Genomic DNA, 21,070 nt, shown 5'->3' on the forward strand with positions numbered 1-21,070 from the left:
TGGTACTCAGTTAACTAAAACGGGTCTACTTTCCGTTTCCGGTGGACCAGGTCCCCGCCGCTCGGCAAACTGTGCGCGCGGGACAAGGAGTTCACTCATGGCACCACGCAACACACCTACTGTTCGTCAGCGGCGGTTCGGCACCGAGCTACGGCGGATGCGCGACGCGGCCGGTCTGTCGGCCCTCGTCGCGGCGGAACGCCTCGGATCCGACCGGACGATGATCAGCAACATCGAGTCGGGCCGCTTCGGCATCAGCGAGGAGCGGCTGCGCCGTCTCGCGAGCATCTACGAGTGTGACGACGCCGAGCTGATCGACGCGCTGGCCGCCATGACCGGGGGCCGGACGCGGGGCTGGTGGGACGAGTATCGGGGCAAGGTCCCGCAGGACTTCCTCGACCTGGCCGAGCTGGAACATCACGCCGTCGCTCTGTGCACTCTCCAGACGGCCCATCTCCCAGGCATGTTCCAGACCGAGGAACACGCCCGCGCATTGTTCGACCTGTTCATTCCGGCGTTGCCGCGTCTTGAGGTGGAACTGCGCATCGCGCAACGGCAAGCGCGGCACCGTGTGCTCACCAAGACCCCGCCGGTGCGGTACCGGGGCCTGATCCACGAGGCAGCACTGCGCATGCGGGTCGGTGGCCGGGACGTGGCGCGGGCCCAACTCGCGCGCCTGCTGGAGGAGAGCGAGCGCGAGAACGTCACCTTGCTCGTGATCCCGTTCAGCGCGGGCGAGTTCCCCATGGCTGGGGACTCCGTGTTGTACGCCGCCGCCGAGAGCCCCCTGGTGGACACCGTGCAGGTCGACTCCCCGATCGGCGCTGTCTTCTTCGACTCCCCCACTCAGCTGGCCAATTTCAGGCGGCGCCTGGACGCGGTCGAACAAGTAGCGTTGAATCCGCAGCGGTCGAGGGATGCCATCCTCGGTATCGCCAAGGAGCTCTGAAGAAAGCCGGTGTGGCCGAGTTGAAGTGGGTCAAGTCGTCCTACTCGGAGGCGTCGGCGAACAATTGCGTCGAGGTCGCCACCCCCACCCCCCACCTCATCGCCATCCGCGACTCCAAGGACCCGGGCCTGCCGCACACCACAGTGACCCGGCCCGCCTGGGTCGCGTTCACCCGGGCCCTGCGTGGCGGCGCGCTCGACGCCTACTGATCGCGCAGCCCCGCCGCCGCCCGCACCGCCTCGGCCAGCGCCCTGACATCCGCGTCCTCCGTCTCCGCCGACAGGGGCTCGGCCCTCGGCGCCAGGTCGGTCAGGGCCGTCTCGTCCGGCCAGGATGTCGGTGACCGTCGACGGAGCCCGCACGGGTGAAGGGTGATCCTCCGGAGACCCGGGCGCCACCCGGCAACGGCAACGGCAACGGCAACGGGAGCGGCGTTACGACACCACGTCCTTTCGCGCGAACCCGCGGAACGCCAGCGCGAACAGCACCACCGCGTAGGCCACCGAGACCGCCGCCCCCTGGATCATGCCGCCCCATTCGGGCTGCGCCTGGATCAGGTCCGCCCAGGCGAACTGCCAGTGCGCGGGCAGGAAGTCGCGCCAGTCGCCCAGGGCGGTGACCGCGTCCAGGACATTGCCGACGATGGTCAGGAAGACGGCGCCGCCGACCGCGCCCAGCGGGTTGTCGGTCTTCGTCGACAGCCAGAACGCCAGTCCGGCGGTGACCAGTTGGGAGAGGAAGACGTAGGCGACGACGACGAGCAGCCGCTGCGCCGCCGTGCCCGCCGACAGGGCGCCGCCGGTCGGGATCTCCAGCGGCCCCCAGCCGTAGGCGGCCGTGCCCACGCCGAGCGCGACGACCGGAAGCAGCACCATCGCGGCGAGGCTGAGCCCGAGCGCGACGGTGAGCTTGGACCAGAGCAGCCGGGCGCGTGGCACGGGGGCGGCGAGCAGGTAGCGCAGGCTCGACCAGTTCGCCTCGGAGGCGATCGTGTCGCCGCAGAACAGGGCGACGGGGATGACGAGGAGGAACCCGGCGGAGACGAACAGGCTCGTCGCCGCGAAGTTCGCGCCGGACGCGGTGGCGGTGTCCATCAGGGTGGTCCGCCCGCTGCGGCCGCCCGGCTCGCCGCCGATGGCGAACGCGGCGACGAGCACGAACGGCAGCAGCGCGAGCACGGCCCCCATGGCGAGGGTGCGCCGCCGCTTCACCTGCCGGGCCAGCTCCACCCGCAGGGGCAGGGTCCGCCCGGGCCGGTATCCGTCGGCGTGCCCGGCGACGGGCGGGACGGGCGCGGTGGACAGGTTGGTGCCGGTGCCGCTCACGCGGAACCTCCGATCAGCGTCAGGAACGCGTCCTCGAGTCGCCGGTGCGGGCCGAACGACTTCACCGGTACGTCCAGCCGGACCAGGCCGGTCAGCAGCCGGGCCGCGGCGTCGCCCGGGCCCGGGTCCGCGAGGTCGCCCGCGGTGCCGGCGGGCGTGGGGGCGAGCCGGATCAGCAGGCCGTCGTCGGCGCGGACCGCCGACTCCACCGCCTCCAGCGCGGCCACCTTCTCCAGGAGCGGGTCGGAGACGTCGCCGGCCAGGCCGACGCGCACGGTGTCGCCCGAGCCGACGATGTCCGCGACGCGGCCCGCGCGCACGAGGCGGCCCCGGTCCATCACGACGAGGTGGGTGCAGGACTGCTCGACCTCGGCGAGCAGGTGGCTGGAGACGATGACGGTGCGGCCGCCGCGCGCGTACCGGATCATCACCTCGCGCATCTCGCGGATCTGCGGCGGGTCGAGGCCGTTCGTCGGCTCGTCCAGGATGAGCAGGTCCGGCAGGCCGAGCATGGCCTGGGCGATGGCGAGCCGCTGGCGCATGCCCTGCGAGTACGTGCGCACCGCGCGGGCGAGCGCGTCACCGAGCCCGGCGATCTCCAGCGCCTCCTCCAGGTGGGCGTCGCCGGGCGGGCGGCCGGTGGCCCGCCAGTACAGCTCCAGGTTCTCCCGGCCGGAGAGGTGCGGCAGGAAACCCGCGCCCTCGACGAAGGCGCCGACCCGGGAGAGCACGGGGGCGCCGGGGCGGATGGCGTGGCCGAAGACGCGGATCTCGCCCGCGTCGGGCCCGATGAGCCCCATGAGCATGCGCAGGGTCGTCGTCTTGCCCGCTCCGTTCGGCCCGAGCAGGCCGAGGACCTGGCCCTTCTCGACGCGGATGGACACGTCGCGGACCGCGTACCGATCGTTCGACTTCGCGTACCGCTTGCTCAAGCCGGTGATCTGGAGGGGGACTTCGGCGAGGGCCGGGTCCGGTGCGGGCGCCGTGGTGCGCCTGCGGGCCGTCAGCAGGAGCGCCGCCGCGAGGACGACCGCGCCGGCCGGCAGCCACCACACCCAGGCGGGCAGTGGCGCGGCCGCCGTCTTCGCGCCGGGCGCGGTCGGCAGGCTGAGTCCGCCGGTGACCGACACCTGGTACGTCGCGGACTGTGCCGGGGACGCGTAGCCGAGGTCCGTCGCGGACAGGACGAGCCGCAGGGTGTGGCCCTTCTGCACCTGGTGGTCGATGGCCGGCAGGGCGAACGTGACGTCCTTGCCGGCTCCGCCCGCTCCGGTGACCCGGACGGGGCTGACGAGTTGGGAGGGCAGGAGCTGGCGCGCCCCGCCGGGCCCGGCGTCGTACACCTTGGCGAAGAGGACGGCGGTGCCGGTGGAGGACTTCACGTGGGCCGTGGCCGTCGGGGAGCCGGTGATCCGCACGGACTTGCGCAGCGGCGCCGAGTCGAACCGGGCGAACTGGCCGGGGAAGTCGAGCGAGAGGCCGACGCCGAGCGACGACGACAGCTGTGACGCGCTGCCCAGGCCGGGGACCGAGGAGATCGACGGCGGGGAGCCGCCCGGCGGGTTCTGGAACGTCTCGGTGGCGGACTTCAGCGGCACGGAGACCCGGTCCTCGCCGCGCAGCCCCGGGTAGCTGTCGCCGCTGGCGCCGCGCACGGTGGCCGCGCCGTCGGTGGAGTCGACGCCGCCGGTGCGGGTCACGCGGAACGCGGGTCCGGTGTCGACGTCCTCGTCCTTCAGGTACCGGTCGAACCAGGAGGTCACGCGGTGCTCGGTGCGGTCGCTCTCCATGTCGCCGCCGTCGTGCCCGCCCGCGATCCAGTCGACGTCGACGGGGGCTCCGTTGGCCTTGATCTGCCGGGCCATCGCGTCGGACTGGCTCAGCGGGAAGAGGGAGTCGGTCTGCCCCTGCGAGATGAGGGTGGGCACCTTGATGCGGTCGCCGACGGCGGACGGGCTGCGCTCCTCCAGGAGTTCGCGGGCCCGGGCGTCCGGCTTCCCGGCCATGGCGACCCGCTGGTACATGGCGCACAGCTCGGCCTGGAAGCGGCCGCAGTGCAGTCCGGCCTCGCTGGTGCGGGCGCCGATGTCGGCGGAGCCGGTGGTGAAGAAGATGCCGGTCCACAGCTTCTTGAAGACGCCGTCCGGGAAGAGGGCGTCCGCCAGGTTCCAGTACGTGATCTGCGGGGCGATCGCGTCGACCCTCTTGTCGTACGCGGCGGAGAGCAGCGAGACCGCGCCGCCGTACGAGGCGCCGGTGACGCCCACGCGTGGGTCGCCCGCCTTGTCGAGCCGCACCTCGGGCCGCTTCGCCAGCCAGTCGATCAGCCGGGAGACGTCGGCGACCTCGCCGCGCCGGTCGTTGAGCCCGATCTTGCCCGTGGAGCCGCCGAAGCCGCGCGCCGACCAGGTCAGTACCGCGTACCCGTCCTTCGCGAGCTTCTCCGCCTCGCCCCGCACGTCGGCCTTGCTGCCGCCGAAGCCGTGGGCGAGCAGGACGGCGGGCCGCTTGTGGCGGGTGTCGCCCGAGGTGAAGTACGAGGTCTTGATCCGGACGCCGCCGCCCATCGGCATCGTCCGGTCCTGCCGGTGCACGGCCGCCCCGCCGTCGGAGGACGTGGCCGCGGCGACGGACCAGGTCCCGGCCCCCGCGAGCACCACCAGGGCGGCGGCGACGGCGGTCAACCGTCGCGGCTTCCCGCGTACTCGCTCGCGCCATGCGCCGATTCGTAGATCCATACGTCAACGGTATGTGCCGCCACCGACAGTCACCGCACCCCCCGGTCGGAACCCCCTGACCTCCCGGGGTAGTACAGTCCGGCCGCCGCATACCGCAGGCGTGGTAGACCGGCGCCTCCCCGGCCCCCGCTCCTCAACCGTCGGAGGGGCTCGCGTCCGGGGTCATTCCGGCACGGTGATCACCCAGCGCGTCTGTGGGCGGGGCCTCAGGTAGAGCGCCCAGTAGAGCGTCGCCACCGCGGTGATGCCGCCCGTCCACAGCAGGTACGCCACCTCCTGCTGACTGAGGACGTACACCAGCACCACGATCAGGAGCACCGGGACCGCGGGCCACAGCGGCATGCGCCAGGCGGACCGGTCGCGGTGGGGGCCGCGGCGGGCGAGGAGCGCGGCGACGGCGACGAGGACGTACATGCCGGTGACGGAGACGCCCGTCACGCCGTACAGGGTGTCGAGGTTGACGAAGCAGAGGGCCGCGCCGGGCACGCCCACGACGAGGGTCGCGACCCACGGGGAGCCGAACCGGCCGAGCCTCGACAGGCCCCGGTTGACCGGCTTCGGCCATGCCTTGTCGCGGGCCGAGGCGAACAGGACGCGGGAGTTCTGGATGACCATGACGATGCCCGCGTTGATGATGGCGAGGGCGACGCAGAGCGAGACGAACGTGCCGACGGCCGAGTTCGACCACGCCTCGACCATGGAGCCGATGTCGCCGGAGGTGAGCGCCGAGAGGTCCTTGGCGCCCATGGTGATCGCGACGACGGGGACGAGGATGATCACCGTGGAGATGGCGAGCGTGGCGAGGACCGTGCGGGAGACGGAGGTCCGGGGGTTCTCCAGCTCCTCGGAGAGGTAGACGGCGGTGGAGAAGCCCTGGGTGACGAAGAGGGCGATGGCCAGGCCGGACACCACCAGCATCGCCGTCACCGTGTCCGTGTGGCCGTGGCCGCCCGCCACCTGCATGGAGACCAGGGCGCCCGCGCCGCGCTCGGCGTGCGTGAAGCCGAGGACCGCGACGACGGCGGCCGCGATGACCTCCAGGACGAGGAAGACGCCGGTGATCCACGCGTTGGCGCGCAGGTCGAGGAGGCCGGCGAGGGTGGCGAGCAGCATGACGCCTGCGCCCGCGACCGACGGGTCGAGGTGGACGAGGGGGGCCAGGTAGTCGGCGGTGCCCATGGCGATCACCGGCGGCACGATCATCACGACGAGCAGGGAGAGGACGAAGACCAGCCAGCCGGCGAGTCGTCCCGCGAGGGTGGAGACCATGGCGTACTCGCCGCCCGCGCTGGGGATGAGCGTGCCCAGCTCCGAGTAGCAGAACGCGACGCCTATACAGAGCAGCGAGCCGATCGCGATGGTGAGGGCGGTGGCGGTGCCGAGCGAGCCGAACAGGTCGGGCACGACGACGAAGAGCGTGGAGGCGGGCGTCACGCAGGAGAGCGTGAGCAGGGTGCCGCCGACGACGCCGATGGAACGCTTGAGCGTCTGGGGGGAACCTTCTGAGCCTTCCGTCGCCGTCTCCGGCAAGGGCTCCACCGCCGAGGGGGCGGCGGCGGTGGGGCGGAGCGTGTCGGTCATGGAGCGGTTCCGATCGACGTGTGCGGCAGTGGTTCGGGCGAGAGCGCTATCGCCTCCGACGGGCTGTGGTGAGGGGTGGTACGTCCGCTCCCGGCGCGTCATCGAACCCCGCCGCTATCCGGAACGTCAACGCCCGTTTCCCTGCGGATTCCGCACTCGTCACCTTTCTCAACTTCCGGCGCTTCCTTAGCTGTTCGCAAAGTCGGCCGTGTTCAATCCCTTGAACTTGCTAGTTGACCTTGCTAAGCAAGGCGTTGTGGCTCGTACGCCTGCGTCGCACCATTCGTCCCCTACGTACGGGAACCGCAGCCGGGGCTCCGAATCTCACCGGAATTTGTCCGCAGTGCGGACATCATGCGTGTGCCCCGGCCCGCCGTGAGGGGCGGACCGGGGCACGTGGGCGGGTGGGGATCAGTGGTTGCGGGGGAAGCCCAGGTCGACACCGGCCGGGGTCTCGGACGGGTCGGGCCAGCGGGTGGTGACGACCTTGCCGCGGGTGTAGAAGTGCGTGCCGTCGTTGCCGTAGATGTGGTGGTCGCCGAAGAGGCTGTCCTTCCAGCCGCCGAAGGAGTGGTAGCCGACGGGGACCGGGATCGGGACGTTGACGCCGACCATGCCGGCCTCGACCTCCAGCTGGAAGCGGCGGGCGGCGCCGCCGTCCCGGGTGAAGACCGCCGTGCCGTTGCCGAACGGCGAGGCGTTGATGAGGGCCACGCCCTCGTCGTAGGTGTCGACGCGCAGCACGCACAGCACCGGGCCGAAGATCTCGTCCTGGTACGCCTTCGCCGACGTCGGTACGCGGTCGAGCAGCGAGAGGCCGATCCAGTGGCCGTCCTCGTGGCCCTCGACCGTGTGGCCGGTGCCGTCGAGGACGACCTCGCAGCCGTCGGCCGCCGCGCCCGCGACGTAGGAGGCCACCTTGTCGCGGTGGACGGCCGTGATGAGCGGGCCCATCTCGGAGGCCGGGTCGTTGCCCGGGCCGATCTTGATCTTCTCGGCGCGTTCCTTGATCTTCGCGACCAGTTCGTCGCCGACCGGGCCGACGGCGACCACGGCCGAGATGGCCATGCAGCGCTCGCCGGCCGAGCCGTAGGCCGCGGAGACCGCCGCGTCGGCGGCGGCGTCGAGGTCGGCGTCGGGCAGCACCAGCATGTGGTTCTTGGCGCCGCCGAGCGCCTGGACGCGCTTGCCGTTGGCGGAGGCCGTGGCGTGGATGTGGCGGGCGATCGGCGTGGAGCCGACGAAGGAGACCGCCGCGACGTCCGGGTGCTCCAGGAGGCGGTCGACGGCGACCTTGTCACCGTGCACCACGTTGAAGACGCCGTCGGGCAGGCCGGCCTCGGAGAGCAGCTCGGCGATCTTCACCGACGCCGAGGGGTCCTTCTCCGACGGCTTCAGGACGAACGTGTTGCCGCACGCGATGGCGAGCGGGAACATCCACATCGGCACCATCGCCGGGAAGTTGAACGGCGTGATGCCCGCGACGACGCCGAGCGGCTGGCGGATCGACGACACGTCCACGCGGCTCGCGACCTGGGTCGACAGCTCGCCCTTCAGCTGCACGTTGATCCCGCAGGCGAGGTCGACGATCTCCAGGCCGCGGGCGACCTCGCCGAGCGCGTCGGAGTGCACCTTGCCGTGCTCGGCGGTGATCAGCTCGGCGATGGCGTCCCGGTTGGCGTCGAGCAACGCGCGGAACCGGAAGAGGATCTCGGTGCGCCGGGCGAGCGAGGAGGTCCCCCAGCTCGCGTACGCCTCCTTGGCGGCGGCGACCGCGGCGTCCACCTCGTCGGCGCTCGCGAAGTCGACGTGCGTGGTGACGGCGCCGGTCGCGGGGTCGGTCACCGGGCCGTGGTTGCCCGATACGCCCTCGACGGTCTTGCCGCCGATCCAGTGGTGGACCAACTTCGTGTCAGACATAGGGGCGACTCCTGGTTGCGTCTACAGCGTGTCACGCGTCCGCTGCTGCTTCTCGTGCTTCTCAGAGGTGGCGGCGGCGCGTGGTGATGTGCCGGTCGTACTCCTCGCGGGCCTCGACCGCCGACGGCCGGTCCGCCGTCTCGGCCACGGGCACATCCCACCACGCCTGCGCCGGGGGCGGGCCCGACACTGTGTCTGCCGTTTCTGTCTCCACATAGACACATGTGGGACGGGTCGCGGCGCGGGTCGCGGCGAGCGCCTCGCGCAGCTCCGCGACCGTCTTCGCGCGGTGTACGTCCATGCCGAGGCTGGCCGCGTTCGCCGCGAGGTCGACGGGGAGCGGCGGCCCGGTGTAGGCCCCTTCGTCGCCCGGGAGGCGGTACTGGGTGGCGAAGCCCTCGGCGCCGACGGACGCGGAGAGCCCGCCGATGGAGGCGTACCCGTGGTTCTGGAGGAGGACCATCTTGACGGGGATGCCCTCCTGCACGGCCGTCACCAGCTCCGTCGGCGCCATCAGGTAGGTGCCGTCGCCGACCAGCGCCCACACGGGCCGGCCGGGTGCGGCGAGGGCGACGCCGAGGGCGGCCGGGATCTCGTAGCCCATGCAGGAGTAGCCGTACTCGACGTGGTACTGGTCGCGCGAGCGGGTCCGCCAGAGCTTGTGCAGGTCGCCGGGGAGCGAGCCCGCCGCGTTGATGAGGATGTCCTCCTCGGTCACCAACGCGTCCAGCGCACCCAGGACCTGGGCCTGCGTCGGGCGGCCCGAGCCGTCGCCGGGGGCGGCGTAGCAGGCGTCGACGCGGCTCTCCCAGCGCTCCTTGTCCTCGGTGTACCCGGCGACGTACGCGGGCTCCGCGTGGTGCTCCCGCAGGGCGCCGAGGAGTGCGGTCAGGCCCTCGCGGGCGTCCGCGACCAGGGGCAGCGCGGCCAGCTTGTGGGCGTCGAACGCGGCGATGTTGAGGTTCAGGAAGCGGACGCCCGGGCGGTCGAAGAGGGTGCCGGACGCCGTCGTGAAGTCCGTGTACCGGGTGCCGACGCCGAGCACCAGGTCGGCGGTCCTGGCCAGTTCGTCGGCGGTGGCGGTACCGGTGTGGCCGATGCCGCCGACGTCGGCCGGATGGTCGTGGCGCAGGGAGCCCTTGCCCGCCTGGGTGGAGGCGACGGGGATGCGGGTCGCGTCCGCGAAGGTCTTCAGGGCCTCCTCCGCGCCGCTGTGGTGGACCCCGCCGCCCGCGATGATCAGGGGCCGCCTCGCCTGCCTCAACGCCGTTGCCGCAGCGAGCAGTTCGGCGGCGTCGGGGGCGGGGCGGCGAATGGTCCAGGTGCGTTCGACGAAGAAGTCGTCGGGCCAGTCGTACGCCTCCGCCTGGACGTCCTGCGGCAGCGCGAGGGTGACGGCCCCGGTCTCCACCGGGTCGGTGAGCACCCGCATCGCCTGGAGCGCGGCGGGGATCAGCTGCTCGGGGCGGGTGATCCGGTCGAAGTAGCGCGACACGGGCCGCAGGCAGTCGTTGACCGACACGTCGCCCGCGTAGGGGACCTCCAGCTGCTGGAGCACCGGGTCGGCGGGACGGGCCGCGAACACGTCGCCGGGGAGCAGGAGTACGGGCAGGTGGTTGACGGTGGCGAGGGCGGCGCCGGTGACGAGGTTGGTCGCGCCCGGGCCGATGGACGTGGTGACGGCGTGGGCGGAGAGCCGGTCGCTCTGGCGTGCGTAGCCGACCGCCGCGTGCACCATCGCCTGTTCGTTGCGGCCCTGGTGGAACGGCATGACGTCGCCGTACTGGAGCAGCGCCTGGCCGATGCCCGCCACGTTGCCGTGGCCGAAGATGCCCCAGGTGGCGCCGATGAGGCGGTGGCGGTCGCCGTCGCGCCGGGTGTACTGCGCGGCCAGAAAGCGGATGAGGGCCTGGGCCGTGGTGAGCCGCGTCGTCATCGGTATCCCTCCGTCACGTGGTCGGGGTGGAAGCAGATCTTCCACTCCCGCTCCGGTCCCGGCCCCGCCATCACGTTCAGGTAGTACATGGTGTGCCCCGGCTGGGCGATCGACGGGCCGTGCCAGCCGTCCGGGACGAGGACCGCGTCGCCGGTGCGGACCTCGGCGAGGAGGTCGGTGCCGCCCGGCCGGGAGGGGGAGACGCGCTGGTACCCGTAGCCGGGGGCGCCGGTGGCCGGGTCGGAGCCGATCTCGAAGTAGTAGATCTCGTCGAGCCGCGTCTCGACGCCCGGGCGGTGCTCGTCGTGCTTGTGCGGGGGGTACGAGGACCAGTTGCCGCCCGGGGTGATGACTTCGACGGCGATGAGCTGGTCGCAGTCGAAGGTGTCGGCGGCGGCGAAGTTGCGCACCTGGCGGGCGCTGGTGCCGGTGCCACGGGCCTCGACGGGTACCTCCGGCGCGGGGCCGTGGCGGACGGGGAGTCGTCGTCCGCACTTCGCTCCTGCCAGGGCGAAGCGGCCTCCCGCACCGGAGGCGATCTCTGCGCGGGTGTCGCGCGGAAGGTACGCGAAGTCGCTCGCGCCGTCGAACACGCTCTCCCTGCCCAGCAGTTCGATGGTCCGCCCCTCCGCGTCCACGGAGCAACGGCCGGTGAGGGGCAGCACGATCCACTCGCTCTCACCGGTGTCGAAGGCGTGCCGCCCGCCGGGCGCCAGTTCGAGGATCCGCAGGGCCGCGCGGGACCAGCCCGCCAGTCCCGTCCCGTCCGGGTCGACGGCCAGGGCGTAGGGGCCGTCCGCCGCGGTGCCGCTCGGTAGGTAGGTCATCCCTACAGATCTAGCCCGCCCCCTCTCCCCTGTCAACGCTTTGTCCTGACATACAGACCATTTGAGGCCGCGTGAGGAGAGCGTCCCCGCAGCGCAGGGCTTCTATGGCGTCCGGGTCGTCTCCGGGTCGTCCGTAGGGAGCTGTCCATTCGTGCGCCGGGATATGCGTCGTCGAAGCACCCTGTTTGCAACATTCACGTCACAAACGCCCGCTTCTTGCCACACATGTCCCGCATACGCGGGTTCTCCGTCACAGGGGCCCCACAGGCCCACCCTTCCCCTCGGTGAACATCGTTCTCCGGGCACAGGGTGAGTGATCGCCGGCGGCCACCCCCGTGCCGCTGCCGCGACACCCGCCAGGGAGGAGCCACCATGACCGACCGCAGGCTCTGGTCGTACAAAGAGATCGCCGCGCACATCCGGGTACAGCCCGACACCGTCCGCTCGTACCGCAAACACGGCCTGCTGCCACCCCCCGACCACGTGGAGCGCGGCAAGCCCTTCTGGTACGCCGACACCGTCCGCGCGTGGGTGGCCTCCCGGCCCCGCAACAGAGGCCGCGAAAGAGACTGAACGCCCTGTCGGGGCGCCCTGGTAGGGCGCCCCGACGGGCTCGGGGAACCACGCGGCCGGGCGCGGCGAACCCGCCGCGCCCGCGCCCCCGCCCTACGGCGCGAACGGCTCGATCACGGTCACACCGGCCCCGGTGGCGACCTCCCCCATGGCGGCCAGCGCCCGCCCCGCCGCCGCGAGCGGAATCACCGACGTCACCAGCAGATCGGGCCGCACCAGCCCGCCCCGGACCAGCTCCAGCATCGCCGGGTAGGCGTGCGCGGCCATGCCGTGGCTGCCGACCAACTCCAGTTCCCACGCGAGCACTCGGCCCATCGGCACGACCGGGTCCTGCGGCAACAGCCCCACCTGCACATGCCGTCCGCGCCGCCGCAGCCCGCCGATGGACGCCGCGCAGGTGACCGCCGACCCCAGGGCGTCCAGCGACAGTTGCGCTCCGCCGTGCGTCAACTCCCGTACAGCTCCCGCCACATCGTCCACCGCTCTCGCGTCCACGCACGCGACGGCGCCGAACTTCCTGGCCAGATCGAGCGCGCCGGGGGAGATGTCCACGGCTACCACCCGCGCCCCGGCCGCCGCCGCGATCATCACGGCGGACAGCCCCACGCCGCCGCAGCCGTGCACCGCGACCCACTCCCCCGCCGCGACCCGGCCCTGCTGGACCACGGCGCGGAAGGCGGTCGCGAACCGGCAGCCGAGTCCGGCGGCCGTCCCGAACGCCATGTCGTCCGGCACCGCCACCACATTCACGTCGGCGTGGCCCAGGGCGACGTACTCGGCGAAGGAACCCCAGTGCGTGAAGCCGGGCTGCGTCTGCCGCTCGCACACCTGCTGGTCCCCCGCGGCGCACGCCGCGCAGCTCCCGCAGGCGCACACGAACGGCACCGTCACCCGGCCCCCGGCCCGCCATCGGCGGACGTCGGCGCCCACCTCCTGGACGACTCCGGCGAGTTCGTGGCCCGGCACGTGCGGCAGCGCGATGTCCGGGTCGTGGCCCTTCCACCCGTGCCAGTCGCTGCGGCACAGGCCGGTCGCCTCGACGCGCACGACGACCCCGTGCGGCGCGGGCAACGGGTCCGGCACCGTACGCACCTCGGCCTGCTCACCGAACCGCTCGAACACGACGGCCCGCATCCATCCACCTCGTTCCCTTGGCCCGTACGGGCTCACGGTAGCCGTGGCGGCGGCGCGGCCGGGCTGCAGCCCGGACTGCGACATACCTCCTCTTTCACTAAACTTCCCGCAAATCACCCGTAGTCGTTGCCCGTTCGAGGGAAGTCGTAGGGAACCGCCGTGCCGCACCCCCAGCCCCCCGGAGAACCCCGGGCCCGCATCCCCCAGCAGTCGGTACCGCCGGGACCGCAGATCCGCACCGGCCTCTGGAAGCGCTGCCTCTGGGGCGGCCTGGGCCTGTGGGTGCTGACGGCGCTCGTCACGTACGCCACGAAGAACACCACCCTGCTCCCCACCCTCATCCTGCTGGGCAGCTTCCTCGTGCCGGCGGTCTTCGTGCTCTGGGCGTACGAGCGGCACGGCCGCGACCTGGGGGTGCACCTCATCCTGGGCTGCTTCCTGGTCGGCGGCGTCCTCGGCGTCCTGGGCGCCTCGGTGATGGAGTACTACCTGCTGCACCCCTCGGTGTGGATGTTCGTCGGCGTCGGCCTGATCGAGGAAGCCGTGAAGCTCCTCGCCCTCATGTACGTGCTCCACCGCCACCCCCGCGTCCACGGGCTGCGCGCGGGGCTCGTCCTGGGCGCCACGGTCGGCTTCGGGTTCGCGGCGTTCGAGAGCGCGGGCTACGCCTTCAACGCGGCGGTCACCATGAAGGGCATCGACCTGCGCTCCCTTCTGGAGACGGAGGTCCTGCGCGGGCTGCTCGCCCCGTTCGGGCACGGGCTGTGGACGGCGATCTCCGGCGGGGTGCTCCTCTCCTTCCGCAAGCCGGACGGCCACTACCGCTTCGCGGCCCCGGTGCTCCTGGCCTACGCCGGTGTCTCGCTGCTGCACGCCCTGTGGGACTCGATGCACGGCATCGCGATCTGGCTCGTGGCCCGGTTGACCGGCACCGGCCTGGACCGCGCCCTGTTCGCACAGGGGTACATCCCCGCGCCGACCGGCCCCCAGAGGCACCTCTTCACGCTGTTCTCGGTCGGCGGACTCGTGCTCGTCTCCCTGCTCGGACTCGCCTGGGCGCGCACCCTGTCCCGCCGCGATCCTTCCTGGATTAATACCCCCTAGGGGTATAAGGTCGGGTGGGTCAGGAGGTGTCGGGGGTACCCGGCCCCCGCACCCGGCTTCCAGCAAGGAGAACGACATGAGCGCCCAGACCGAGCTCCACCAGATCGGCACCGAGGCCGACGCGCCCGTGGAGGCTTCCGGTTCCTGCTGCGGCGGCGCCTGCCACGGCGACGGCGCGGCCCCGGCCGCCGAGGGCTCCGTCACCACGGTCTACGAGGTCAAGGGCATGACCTGCGGCCACTGCGAGGGCGCCGTCGCCGGTGAGATCTCCGAGCTCGCCGGTGTCGCCTCCGTCCAGGCGGCCGCCGCCTCCGGCCAGGTGACCGTGGTCTCCGCGGGCCCGCTCGACGAGGAGGCCGTCCGCGCCGCGGTCGACGAGGCCGGGTACGAGCTGGTCGGCAGGGTCTGACCGGGCTCCGGGCCGGGCCGCGGCGGACCGGCCCGGCCGCCGTACCCTCGACATCACCATGACGGACGCACCTGCCACCGACCTCGACCTCGCGATCGGCGGCATGACCTGCGCCGCCTGCTCCGCCCGTATCGAGAAGAAGCTCAACCGGCTCGACGGCGTGAGCGCGACGGTCAACCTGGCCACGGAGAAGGCGAAGATCTCCCACGCCGCCGACGTCGCCCCGCAGACGCTGATCGACACGATCACCAAGCTGGGCTACACCGCGGAGCCGATCGTCAGGGCCGAGCCGGGCCCGCCGGCCCACGACGCGCCGGCCCATGACGAGACCGGGGAAGCTTCCCCGGTGCGCGGCACGGCCGCACCCATCGCCCAGCGCCTGAGGGTCTCCGCGCTCCTGACCGTGCCGGTGATCCTCCTCGCCATGGTCCCCGCCCTCCAGTTCGACAACTGGCAGTGGCTGTCGCTGACCCTGGCCGCGCCGGTCGTGATCTGGGGCGGCCTGCCGTTCCACCGCGCCGCCTGGACCAACGCCCGGCACGCCGCGGCCACCATGGACACCCTCGTCTCCCTCGGCACGCTCGCCGCCTTCGGCTGGTCCCTGTGGGCGCTGTTCCTCGGCTCCGCCGGGATGCCGGGGATGCGGCACGGGTTCACCTTCGGCACGCGCGGCGCGGACGCCTCCTCGACCATCTACCTGGAGGTGGCCTCGGGCGTCGTCACCTTCATCCTTGTCGGCCGCTACCTGGAGGCGCGCGCCCGGCGCAGCGCGAGCGCCGCGCTCAGGGCCCTGCTCGAACTCGGCGCGAAGGACGTCGCCCTGCTGGCCGCCGACGGCACCGAGACGCGTGTCCCGGCCGGCCGGCTGAGCCCGGGCGACCGTTTCGTCGTACGGCCGGGCGAGAAGATCGCGACGGACGGCACGGTCGTCGAGGGCGTCAGCGCCGTCGACGCCTCCGTGCTCACCGGTGAGTCCGTCCCGGTGGACGTGGCGGCCGGGTCCGCCGTCACCGGAGCGACCGTCAACGCGGGCGGCCGGATCGTCGTCGAGGCCACCCGGGTCGGCGCCGACACCCGGCTCGCCCACATGGCGCGGCTCGTCGAGGACGCCCAGACCGGCAAGGCGCAGGCGCAGCGGATCGCCGACCGGGTCTCGGCGGTCTTCGTCCCCGTCGTCGTCGTGATCGCGCTCGGCACCCTGCTCGGGCGCCTCCTCGCCACCGGGGACACCACCGCCGCGTTCGGTTCGGCCGTCGCCGTGCTGATCATCGCCTGCCCGTGCGCCCTCGGCCTGGCCACGCCGACCGCGCTCATGGTCGGCACCGGACGCGGCGCCCAGCTCGGCATCCTCATCAAGGGCCCCGAGGTCCTGGAGAGCACCCGCAAGGTCGACACGATCGTCCTCGACAAGACCGGCACCGTCACCACCGGCCGGATGACCCTCCTCGCCACACACGTCGCCGACGACACCTCCGAGAAGGAGCTGCTGCGGCTGGCCGGGGCCGTGGAGCACGCCTCCGAGCACCCGGTGGGCCGCGCCGTGGCGGCGGGCGCCGCCGACCGGGCGGGCGAGCTGCCGCCGGTCGAGGGCTTCGCGAGCGTCCCCGGGCTCGGCGTGCGCGGCACCGTCGAGGGCCACGCCGTCCTGGTGGGGCGCGAGCGGCTGCTCGCCGGGGCCGGGATCGACCTGCCGCCCGCGCTGACGGCGGCGCGGCGGGCGGCCGAGGCGGAGGGCGGCACGGCGGTCACGGTCGCCTGGGACGGGGCGGCGCGCGGCGTGCTGGCCGTCGCCGACACGGTGAAGGAGACGAGCGCCCCGGCCGTCGCCGCGCTGCGCGGACTCGGACTCACCCCGATCCTGCTGACCGGTGACAACCGGGCCTCGGCGGCGGCCGTCGCGCGGGCGGTGGGCATCGACCCCGGCGACGTGATCGCTGAGGTGCTGCCGCAGGACAAGGTCGATGTGATCAGGCGGCTCCAGGGCGAGGGCCGGGGCGTGGCGATGGTCGGTGACGGGGTGAACGACGCCGCCGCGCTGGCCGCCGCCGATCTGGGCCTGGCCCTGGGGACCGGGACGGACGCGGCGATCGAGGCGGGCGACCTGACGCTGGTCCGGGGCGATCTGCGGGTCGCGGCCGACGCGATCCGGCTCTCCCGCCGCACCCTGGCGACGATCAAGGGCAACCTCTGCTGGGCCTTCGGATACAACGTCGCCGCGCTGCCGCTGGCCGCCGCCGGCCTGCTGAATCCGATGATCGCGGGGGCCGCGATGGCCTTCTCGTCGGTCTTCGTGGTGACGAACAGTCTGCGACTTCGCAGATTCACCTAGCCAGACCTGGACCTCCACACAATCCACACGGCACAATTGCAGCACTCTCACGCACGAGGCTCACATCTACATAACGGGCCTCTTGTGTGCACACGGGACATATGCAAGAGACGCAGATCACAGCGATGAGAACGTAACCCTTTGCCGGTCCCGTGAGTCTAAGGAGGCGATGCAGAAACGTCTTGGGGGGCGTTTCGGTATCGGACGGGACCGTCTTGGGGGACGGTACCGACTGCGTTGGCCGGGGCACGTGCACCGGGGAGCTTGAGCGGCCCACCCGTGCGTACGTGTTCCGGCGGCCGACGCGGACACAGACGCCCGGCCGGATCCCGTGGGGGGAATCCGCACCGGGAAAAGGAGAGCGCCCCGACTGTCGACCCGTGGGGGGATCGACAGCGGGGCGCTCTCCGCTATCTCCAGGCTGATGCCGTTGGCGGGCTCAGCGCTCTTCGACGGGGACGAAGTCCCGCTCGACCACGCCGGTGTAGATCTGGCGCGGACGGCCGATGCGCGAACCGGGCTCCTTGATCATCTCGTGCCACTGGGCGATCCAGCCGGGGAGCCGGCCGAGCGCGAAGAGCACGGTGAACATCTCGGTCGGGAAGCCCATGGCCCGGTAGATCAGGCCGGTGTAGAAGTCGACGTTCGGGTAGAGCTTGCGCTCGACGAAGTAGTCGTCGGCCAGCGCGTGCTCCTCCAGCTTCAGCGCGATGTCGAGCAGCTCGTCGCTCTTGCCGAGCGCCGAGAGGACATCGTGCGCCGCCGCCTTGATGATCTTCGCCCGGGGGTCGAAGTTCTTGTAGACGCGGTGCCCGAAGCCCATGAGCTTCACGCCGTCTTCCTTGTTCTTCACCTTGCGGATGAAGGTGTCGACGTCGCCGCCGCTGGCCTGGATGCCTTCCAGCATCTCCAGGACCGACTGGTTGGCGCCGCCGTGCAGCGGGCCCCACAGCGCCGAGATGCCGGCGGAGATCGAGGCGAACATGTTCGCCTGCGAGGAGCCGACCAGACGCACGGTGGACGTCGAACAGTTCTGCTCGTGGTCCGCGTGCAGGATCAGCAGCTTGTCCAGCGCGGAGACGACCGTCGGGTCCAGGTCGTACTCGGCGGCCGGCACGGAGAACGTCATGCGCAGGAAGTTCTCGACGTAGCCGAGGTCGTTGCGCGGGTAGACCACCGGGTGGCCGACCGACTTCTTGTACGCGTACGCCGCGATCGTCGGAAGCTTGGCGAGAAGGCGGATCGTCGAGAGGTGACGCTGCTTCTCGTCGAAGGGGTTGTGGCTGTCCTGGTAGAAGGTGGACAGCGCGGAGACGACCGAGGACAGCATGGCCATCGGGTGGGCGTCGCGCGGGAACCCGTCGTAGAACCGCTTGACGTCCTCGTGCAGCAGGGTGTGCTGCGTGATCTCGTTCTTGAAGGTGGAGAGCTCGTCGACGGTGGGGAGCTCACCGTTGATCAGCAGGTACGCCACCTCGGTGAAGGTGGAACGCTCGGCCAGCTGCTCGATCGGGTACCCGCGGTAGCGCAGGATGCCCTGCTCGCCGTCCAGGTAGGTGATCGCGGATTTATAGGCGGCGGTGTTGCCGTATCCGCTGTCGAGGGTGACCAGTCCTGTCTGGGACCGGAGCTTCCCGATGTCGAAGCCCTTGTCGCCCACGGTGCTGTCGATCACCGGGTAGGTGTATTCGCCATCGCCGTACCGCAGTACTACAGCGTCGTTTGTGTGCTCGCTCACGTCATCCCTCACCGACGTAGTGCCTCTTCTTCGAGGTGCCCTGACTGTCTCTACCATCCCCCACTTGGCCCAGCAGAGTGCACTCGGGGTCGACCATTGGGCCTATTGGCGGCACTCAGTGCCGCCAACCTGCTCATCCTGCCCCCTTCGCCCTGGTTCCGGAAGTCCTGTGTGACCTTTGCGACTCGTTTGATCGATCAAATTTGGTACGAGCCGTCACCGGGCACCGGCGGACAGCCGGAAATCCAGTGCTGTACAGCGTCTTCCCGCCGAGACCGTGCGCACTGCCTGCCCCAGAGCCTTCCGCGATCCGACCAGGACCACCAGCTTCTTGGCACGGGTCACCGCCGTGTAGAGAAGGTTCCGCTGGAGCATCATCCAGGCTCCGGTGGTGACCGGGATCACGACGCACGGGTACTCGCTGCCCTGCGAGCGGTGGATCGTGACGGCGTAGGCGTGCGTCAGCTCGTCCAGTTCGTCGAAGTCGTACGGGACTTCCTCGTCCTCGTCCGTCAGCACGGTCAGCCTCTGCTCCTCGGTGTCGAGGGAGGTGACCACGCCGACCGTGCCGTTGAAGACGCCGTTGGCGCCCTTCTCGTAGTTGTTCCGGATCTGGGTCACCTTGTCGCCGACGCGGAACACCCGGCCGCCGAACCGCTTCTCGGGCAGCTCGGGGCGGCCCGGCGTGATGGCCTGCTGGAGGAGCCCGTTGAGCGTGCCCGCGCCGGCCGAGCCGCGGTGCATCGGGGCGAGGACCTGGACGTCGCGGCGCGGGTCGAGCCCGAACCTGGCGGGGATGCGCCGCGCCGCCACGTCGACCGTCAGCCGCCCGGCCTCCTCGGTGTCCTCCTCCACGAAGAGGAAGAAGTCCTTGAGGCCCTGAGTGAGCGGCGGCACACCGGAGTTGATCCGGTGGGCGTTGGTCACGACGCCGGACTCCTGGGCCTGGCGGAAGATCCGCGTCAGGCGCACCGCGGGGACGGGGCTGCCGTCGGACAGCAGGTCGCGCAGCACCTCGCCCGCGCCGACGCTCGGCAGCTGGTCCACGTCGCCGACGAAGAGGAGGTGCGCGCCGGGCGGGACCGCCTTCGCCAGCTTGTTGGCGAGGAGCAGGTCGAGCATGGACGCCTCGTCGACCACCACGAGGTCGGCGTCGAGCGGCCGGTCCTTGTCGTACGCGGCATCGCCGCCGGGTTTCAGCTCCAGGAGCCGGTGGACGGTGGACGCCTCCGCGCCGGTCAGCTCGGCCAGGCGCTTGGCGGCGCGGCCGGTCGGCGCGGCGAGCACCACTTTCGCCTTCTTGGCGCGGGCCAGCTCCACGATCGAGCGCACGGTGAACGACTTGCCGCAGCCGGGGCCGCCGGTGAGCACCGCGACCTTCTGGGTCAGCGCCAGCCGGACGGCCTCCTCCTGCTCGGGCGCGAGGTCGGCCCCGGTACGGCCCGAGAGCCACTTCAGCGCCTTGTCCCAGGCCACGTCGTGGAAGGCAGGCAGTCGGTCCCGGTCGGTGCGCAGCAGCCTCGACAGCTGGGCGGAGAGCGACAGTTCGGCCCGGTGGAAGGGGACGAGGTAGATCGCGGTGACCGGCTCGCCGTGCTCGCCGGGCACCTGCTCCCGTACGACGCCGGGCTCGCCGGAGTCCTCGTCCGGCAGCGCCAGTTCGGCCAGGCACTCGATGACCAGACCGGTGTCGACCTGGAGCAGCTTCACCGCGTCGGAGATCAGCCGCTCCTCGGGCAGGAAGCAGTGCCCCTGGTCGGTGGATTGCGAAAGGGCGTACTGGAGACCGGCCTTGACGCGCTCGGGGCTGTCGTGCGGGATACCGACGGACTGGGCGATCCGGTCGGCGGTGAGGAAGCCGATGCCCCACACGTCGGAGGCGAGCCGGTACGGCTGGTTCTTCACGACGCCGATCGACGCGTCGCCGTACTTCTTGTAGATGCGCACGGCGATGGAGGTCGAGACGTCGACGCTCTGGAGGAAGAGCATCACTTCCTTGATCGCCTTCTGTTCCTCCCACGCGTCGGCGATCTTCTTGGTGCGCTTGGGGCCGAGCCCCGGCACCTCGATCAGGCGCTTGGGCTCCTGCTCGATGATGTCGAGGGTCTCCAGGCCGAAGTGCTGGGTGATGCGGTCGGCGAAGACCGGGCCGATGCCCTTGACCAGGCCCGAGCCCAGGTAGCGGCGGATGCCCTGGATGGTGGCGGGCAGCACCGTCGTGTAGTTCTCCACGGTGAACTGCTTGCCGTACTGGGGGTGCGAGCCCCAGCGGCCCTCCATCCGCAGCGACTCCCCCGCCTGCGCGCCGAGCAGCGAGCCGACGACGGTCAGCAGATCACCGGCGCCTCTGCCGGTGTCCACCCGCGCGACGGTGTACCCGGTCTCCTCGTTGGCGTACGTGATCCGCTCGAGGACCGCCTCCAGTACCGCCATGGGCCGGGCGCCTGCCTGCGCCTGCTGCTTCGCCATGATCCGACGGTATCGGTGCGCTCTGACAACGGGGCAGC

Annotated in this window: 15 protein-coding genes; 6 read left to right on the forward strand and 9 right to left on the reverse strand. The window is 71.6% G+C overall.

Annotated features, from left to right (window positions below):
* The first annotated feature begins 97 nt into the window (after positions 1–97).
* Entirely contained in the window at positions 98–949 is an 852-nt protein-coding gene (locus ACZ45E_RS08340; protein WP_468218076.1) for a helix-turn-helix domain-containing protein, read from the forward strand.
* Between the two features lie 11 nt (positions 950–960).
* A complete protein-coding gene (locus ACZ45E_RS08345) occupies positions 961–1,158 on the forward strand; it encodes a DUF397 domain-containing protein (protein WP_468218078.1) in 198 nt (65 codons plus the stop codon).
* Positions 1,159–1,383: 225 nt separating this feature from the next.
* On the opposite strand, the gene ACZ45E_RS08350 is transcribed toward ACZ45E_RS08345, so the two are convergent.
* The 6 genes from ACZ45E_RS08350 to iolB form a co-directional block, all read right to left on the reverse strand.
* Positions 1,384–2,274: an ABC transporter permease gene (locus ACZ45E_RS08350; protein WP_468218080.1), complete on the reverse strand. Its 891-nt coding sequence runs from the start codon at positions 2,272–2,274 to the stop codon at positions 1,384–1,386.
* Positions 2,271–5,012 carry an alpha/beta fold hydrolase gene (locus ACZ45E_RS08355; RefSeq protein ID WP_468218083.1) on the reverse strand — a complete coding sequence of 914 codons (2,742 nt, stop codon included), beginning with the start codon at positions 5,010–5,012 and terminating at the stop codon, positions 2,271–2,273. Before ACZ45E_RS08355 ends, ACZ45E_RS08350 begins: the two co-directional genes overlap by 4 nt.
* A 162-nt stretch (positions 5,013–5,174) precedes the next feature.
* Positions 5,175–6,593, reverse strand: a complete 1,419-nt coding sequence (locus tag ACZ45E_RS08360) for an APC family permease (protein WP_468218085.1) — start codon at positions 6,591–6,593, stop codon at positions 5,175–5,177.
* A gap of 411 nt (positions 6,594–7,004) precedes the next feature.
* Positions 7,005–8,513, reverse strand: coding sequence for a CoA-acylating methylmalonate-semialdehyde dehydrogenase (gene mmsA, locus ACZ45E_RS08365; protein WP_468218088.1), 1,509 nt, complete (start codon positions 8,511–8,513; stop codon positions 7,005–7,007).
* Between the two features lie 61 nt (positions 8,514–8,574).
* Positions 8,575–10,449, reverse strand: a complete 1,875-nt coding sequence (gene iolD, locus ACZ45E_RS08370) for a 3D-(3,5/4)-trihydroxycyclohexane-1,2-dione acylhydrolase (decyclizing) (RefSeq protein WP_468218090.1) — start codon at positions 10,447–10,449, stop codon at positions 8,575–8,577.
* Positions 10,446–11,276 (reverse strand): 5-deoxy-glucuronate isomerase, encoded by an 831-nt coding sequence (gene iolB, locus ACZ45E_RS08375; RefSeq protein WP_468218093.1) that lies wholly within the window; start codon positions 11,274–11,276, stop codon positions 10,446–10,448. Before iolB ends, iolD begins: the two co-directional genes overlap by 4 nt.
* Positions 11,277–11,648: 372 nt before the next feature.
* Here iolB and ACZ45E_RS08380 point away from each other — a divergent pair, with 372 nt between their 5' ends.
* Entirely contained in the window at positions 11,649–11,849 is a 201-nt protein-coding gene (locus tag ACZ45E_RS08380; RefSeq protein ID WP_468218095.1) for a helix-turn-helix transcriptional regulator, read from the forward strand.
* Positions 11,850–11,942: 93 nt separating this feature from the next.
* Here ACZ45E_RS08380 and ACZ45E_RS08385 read toward each other — a convergent pair whose 3' ends face one another.
* Positions 11,943–12,983, reverse strand: coding sequence for a zinc-binding dehydrogenase (locus ACZ45E_RS08385; protein WP_468218097.1), 1,041 nt, complete (start codon positions 12,981–12,983; stop codon positions 11,943–11,945).
* A 159-nt stretch (positions 12,984–13,142) separates the two neighbouring features.
* On the opposite strand from ACZ45E_RS08385, the gene ACZ45E_RS08390 reads away from it, so the two are divergent.
* The 3 genes from ACZ45E_RS08390 to ACZ45E_RS08400 all read left to right on the forward strand — a co-directional run bounded on the left by ACZ45E_RS08390 (position 13,143) and on the right by ACZ45E_RS08400 (position 16,825).
* Positions 13,143–14,087 carry a PrsW family intramembrane metalloprotease gene (locus tag ACZ45E_RS08390; RefSeq protein ID WP_468218100.1) on the forward strand — a complete coding sequence of 315 codons (945 nt, stop codon included), beginning with the start codon at positions 13,143–13,145 and terminating at the stop codon, positions 14,085–14,087.
* Between the two features lie 76 nt (positions 14,088–14,163).
* Complete coding sequence (locus ACZ45E_RS08395; protein WP_468218102.1) at positions 14,164–14,496, forward strand: heavy-metal-associated domain-containing protein; 333 nt, start codon at positions 14,164–14,166, stop codon at positions 14,494–14,496.
* Between the two features lie 58 nt (positions 14,497–14,554).
* Positions 14,555–16,825, forward strand: coding sequence for a heavy metal translocating P-type ATPase (locus ACZ45E_RS08400; RefSeq protein ID WP_468218103.1), 2,271 nt, complete (start codon positions 14,555–14,557; stop codon positions 16,823–16,825).
* Positions 16,826–17,264: 439 nt separating this feature from the next.
* On the opposite strand, the gene ACZ45E_RS08405 is transcribed toward ACZ45E_RS08400, so the two are convergent.
* Both ACZ45E_RS08405 and recD2 read right to left on the reverse strand, forming a co-directional pair.
* On the reverse strand, positions 17,265–18,563 hold the full coding sequence (locus ACZ45E_RS08405) for a citrate synthase (RefSeq protein ID WP_468218106.1): 1,299 nt from the start codon (positions 18,561–18,563) through the stop codon (positions 17,265–17,267).
* 216 nt (positions 18,564–18,779) lie between these two features.
* Complete coding sequence (gene recD2, locus ACZ45E_RS08410) at positions 18,780–21,032, reverse strand: SF1B family DNA helicase RecD2 (protein ID WP_468218109.1); 2,253 nt, start codon at positions 21,030–21,032, stop codon at positions 18,780–18,782.
* Positions 21,033–21,070: the final 38 nt, after the last annotated feature.

The organism is Streptomyces sp. NPDC030991, from assembly GCF_055571235.1.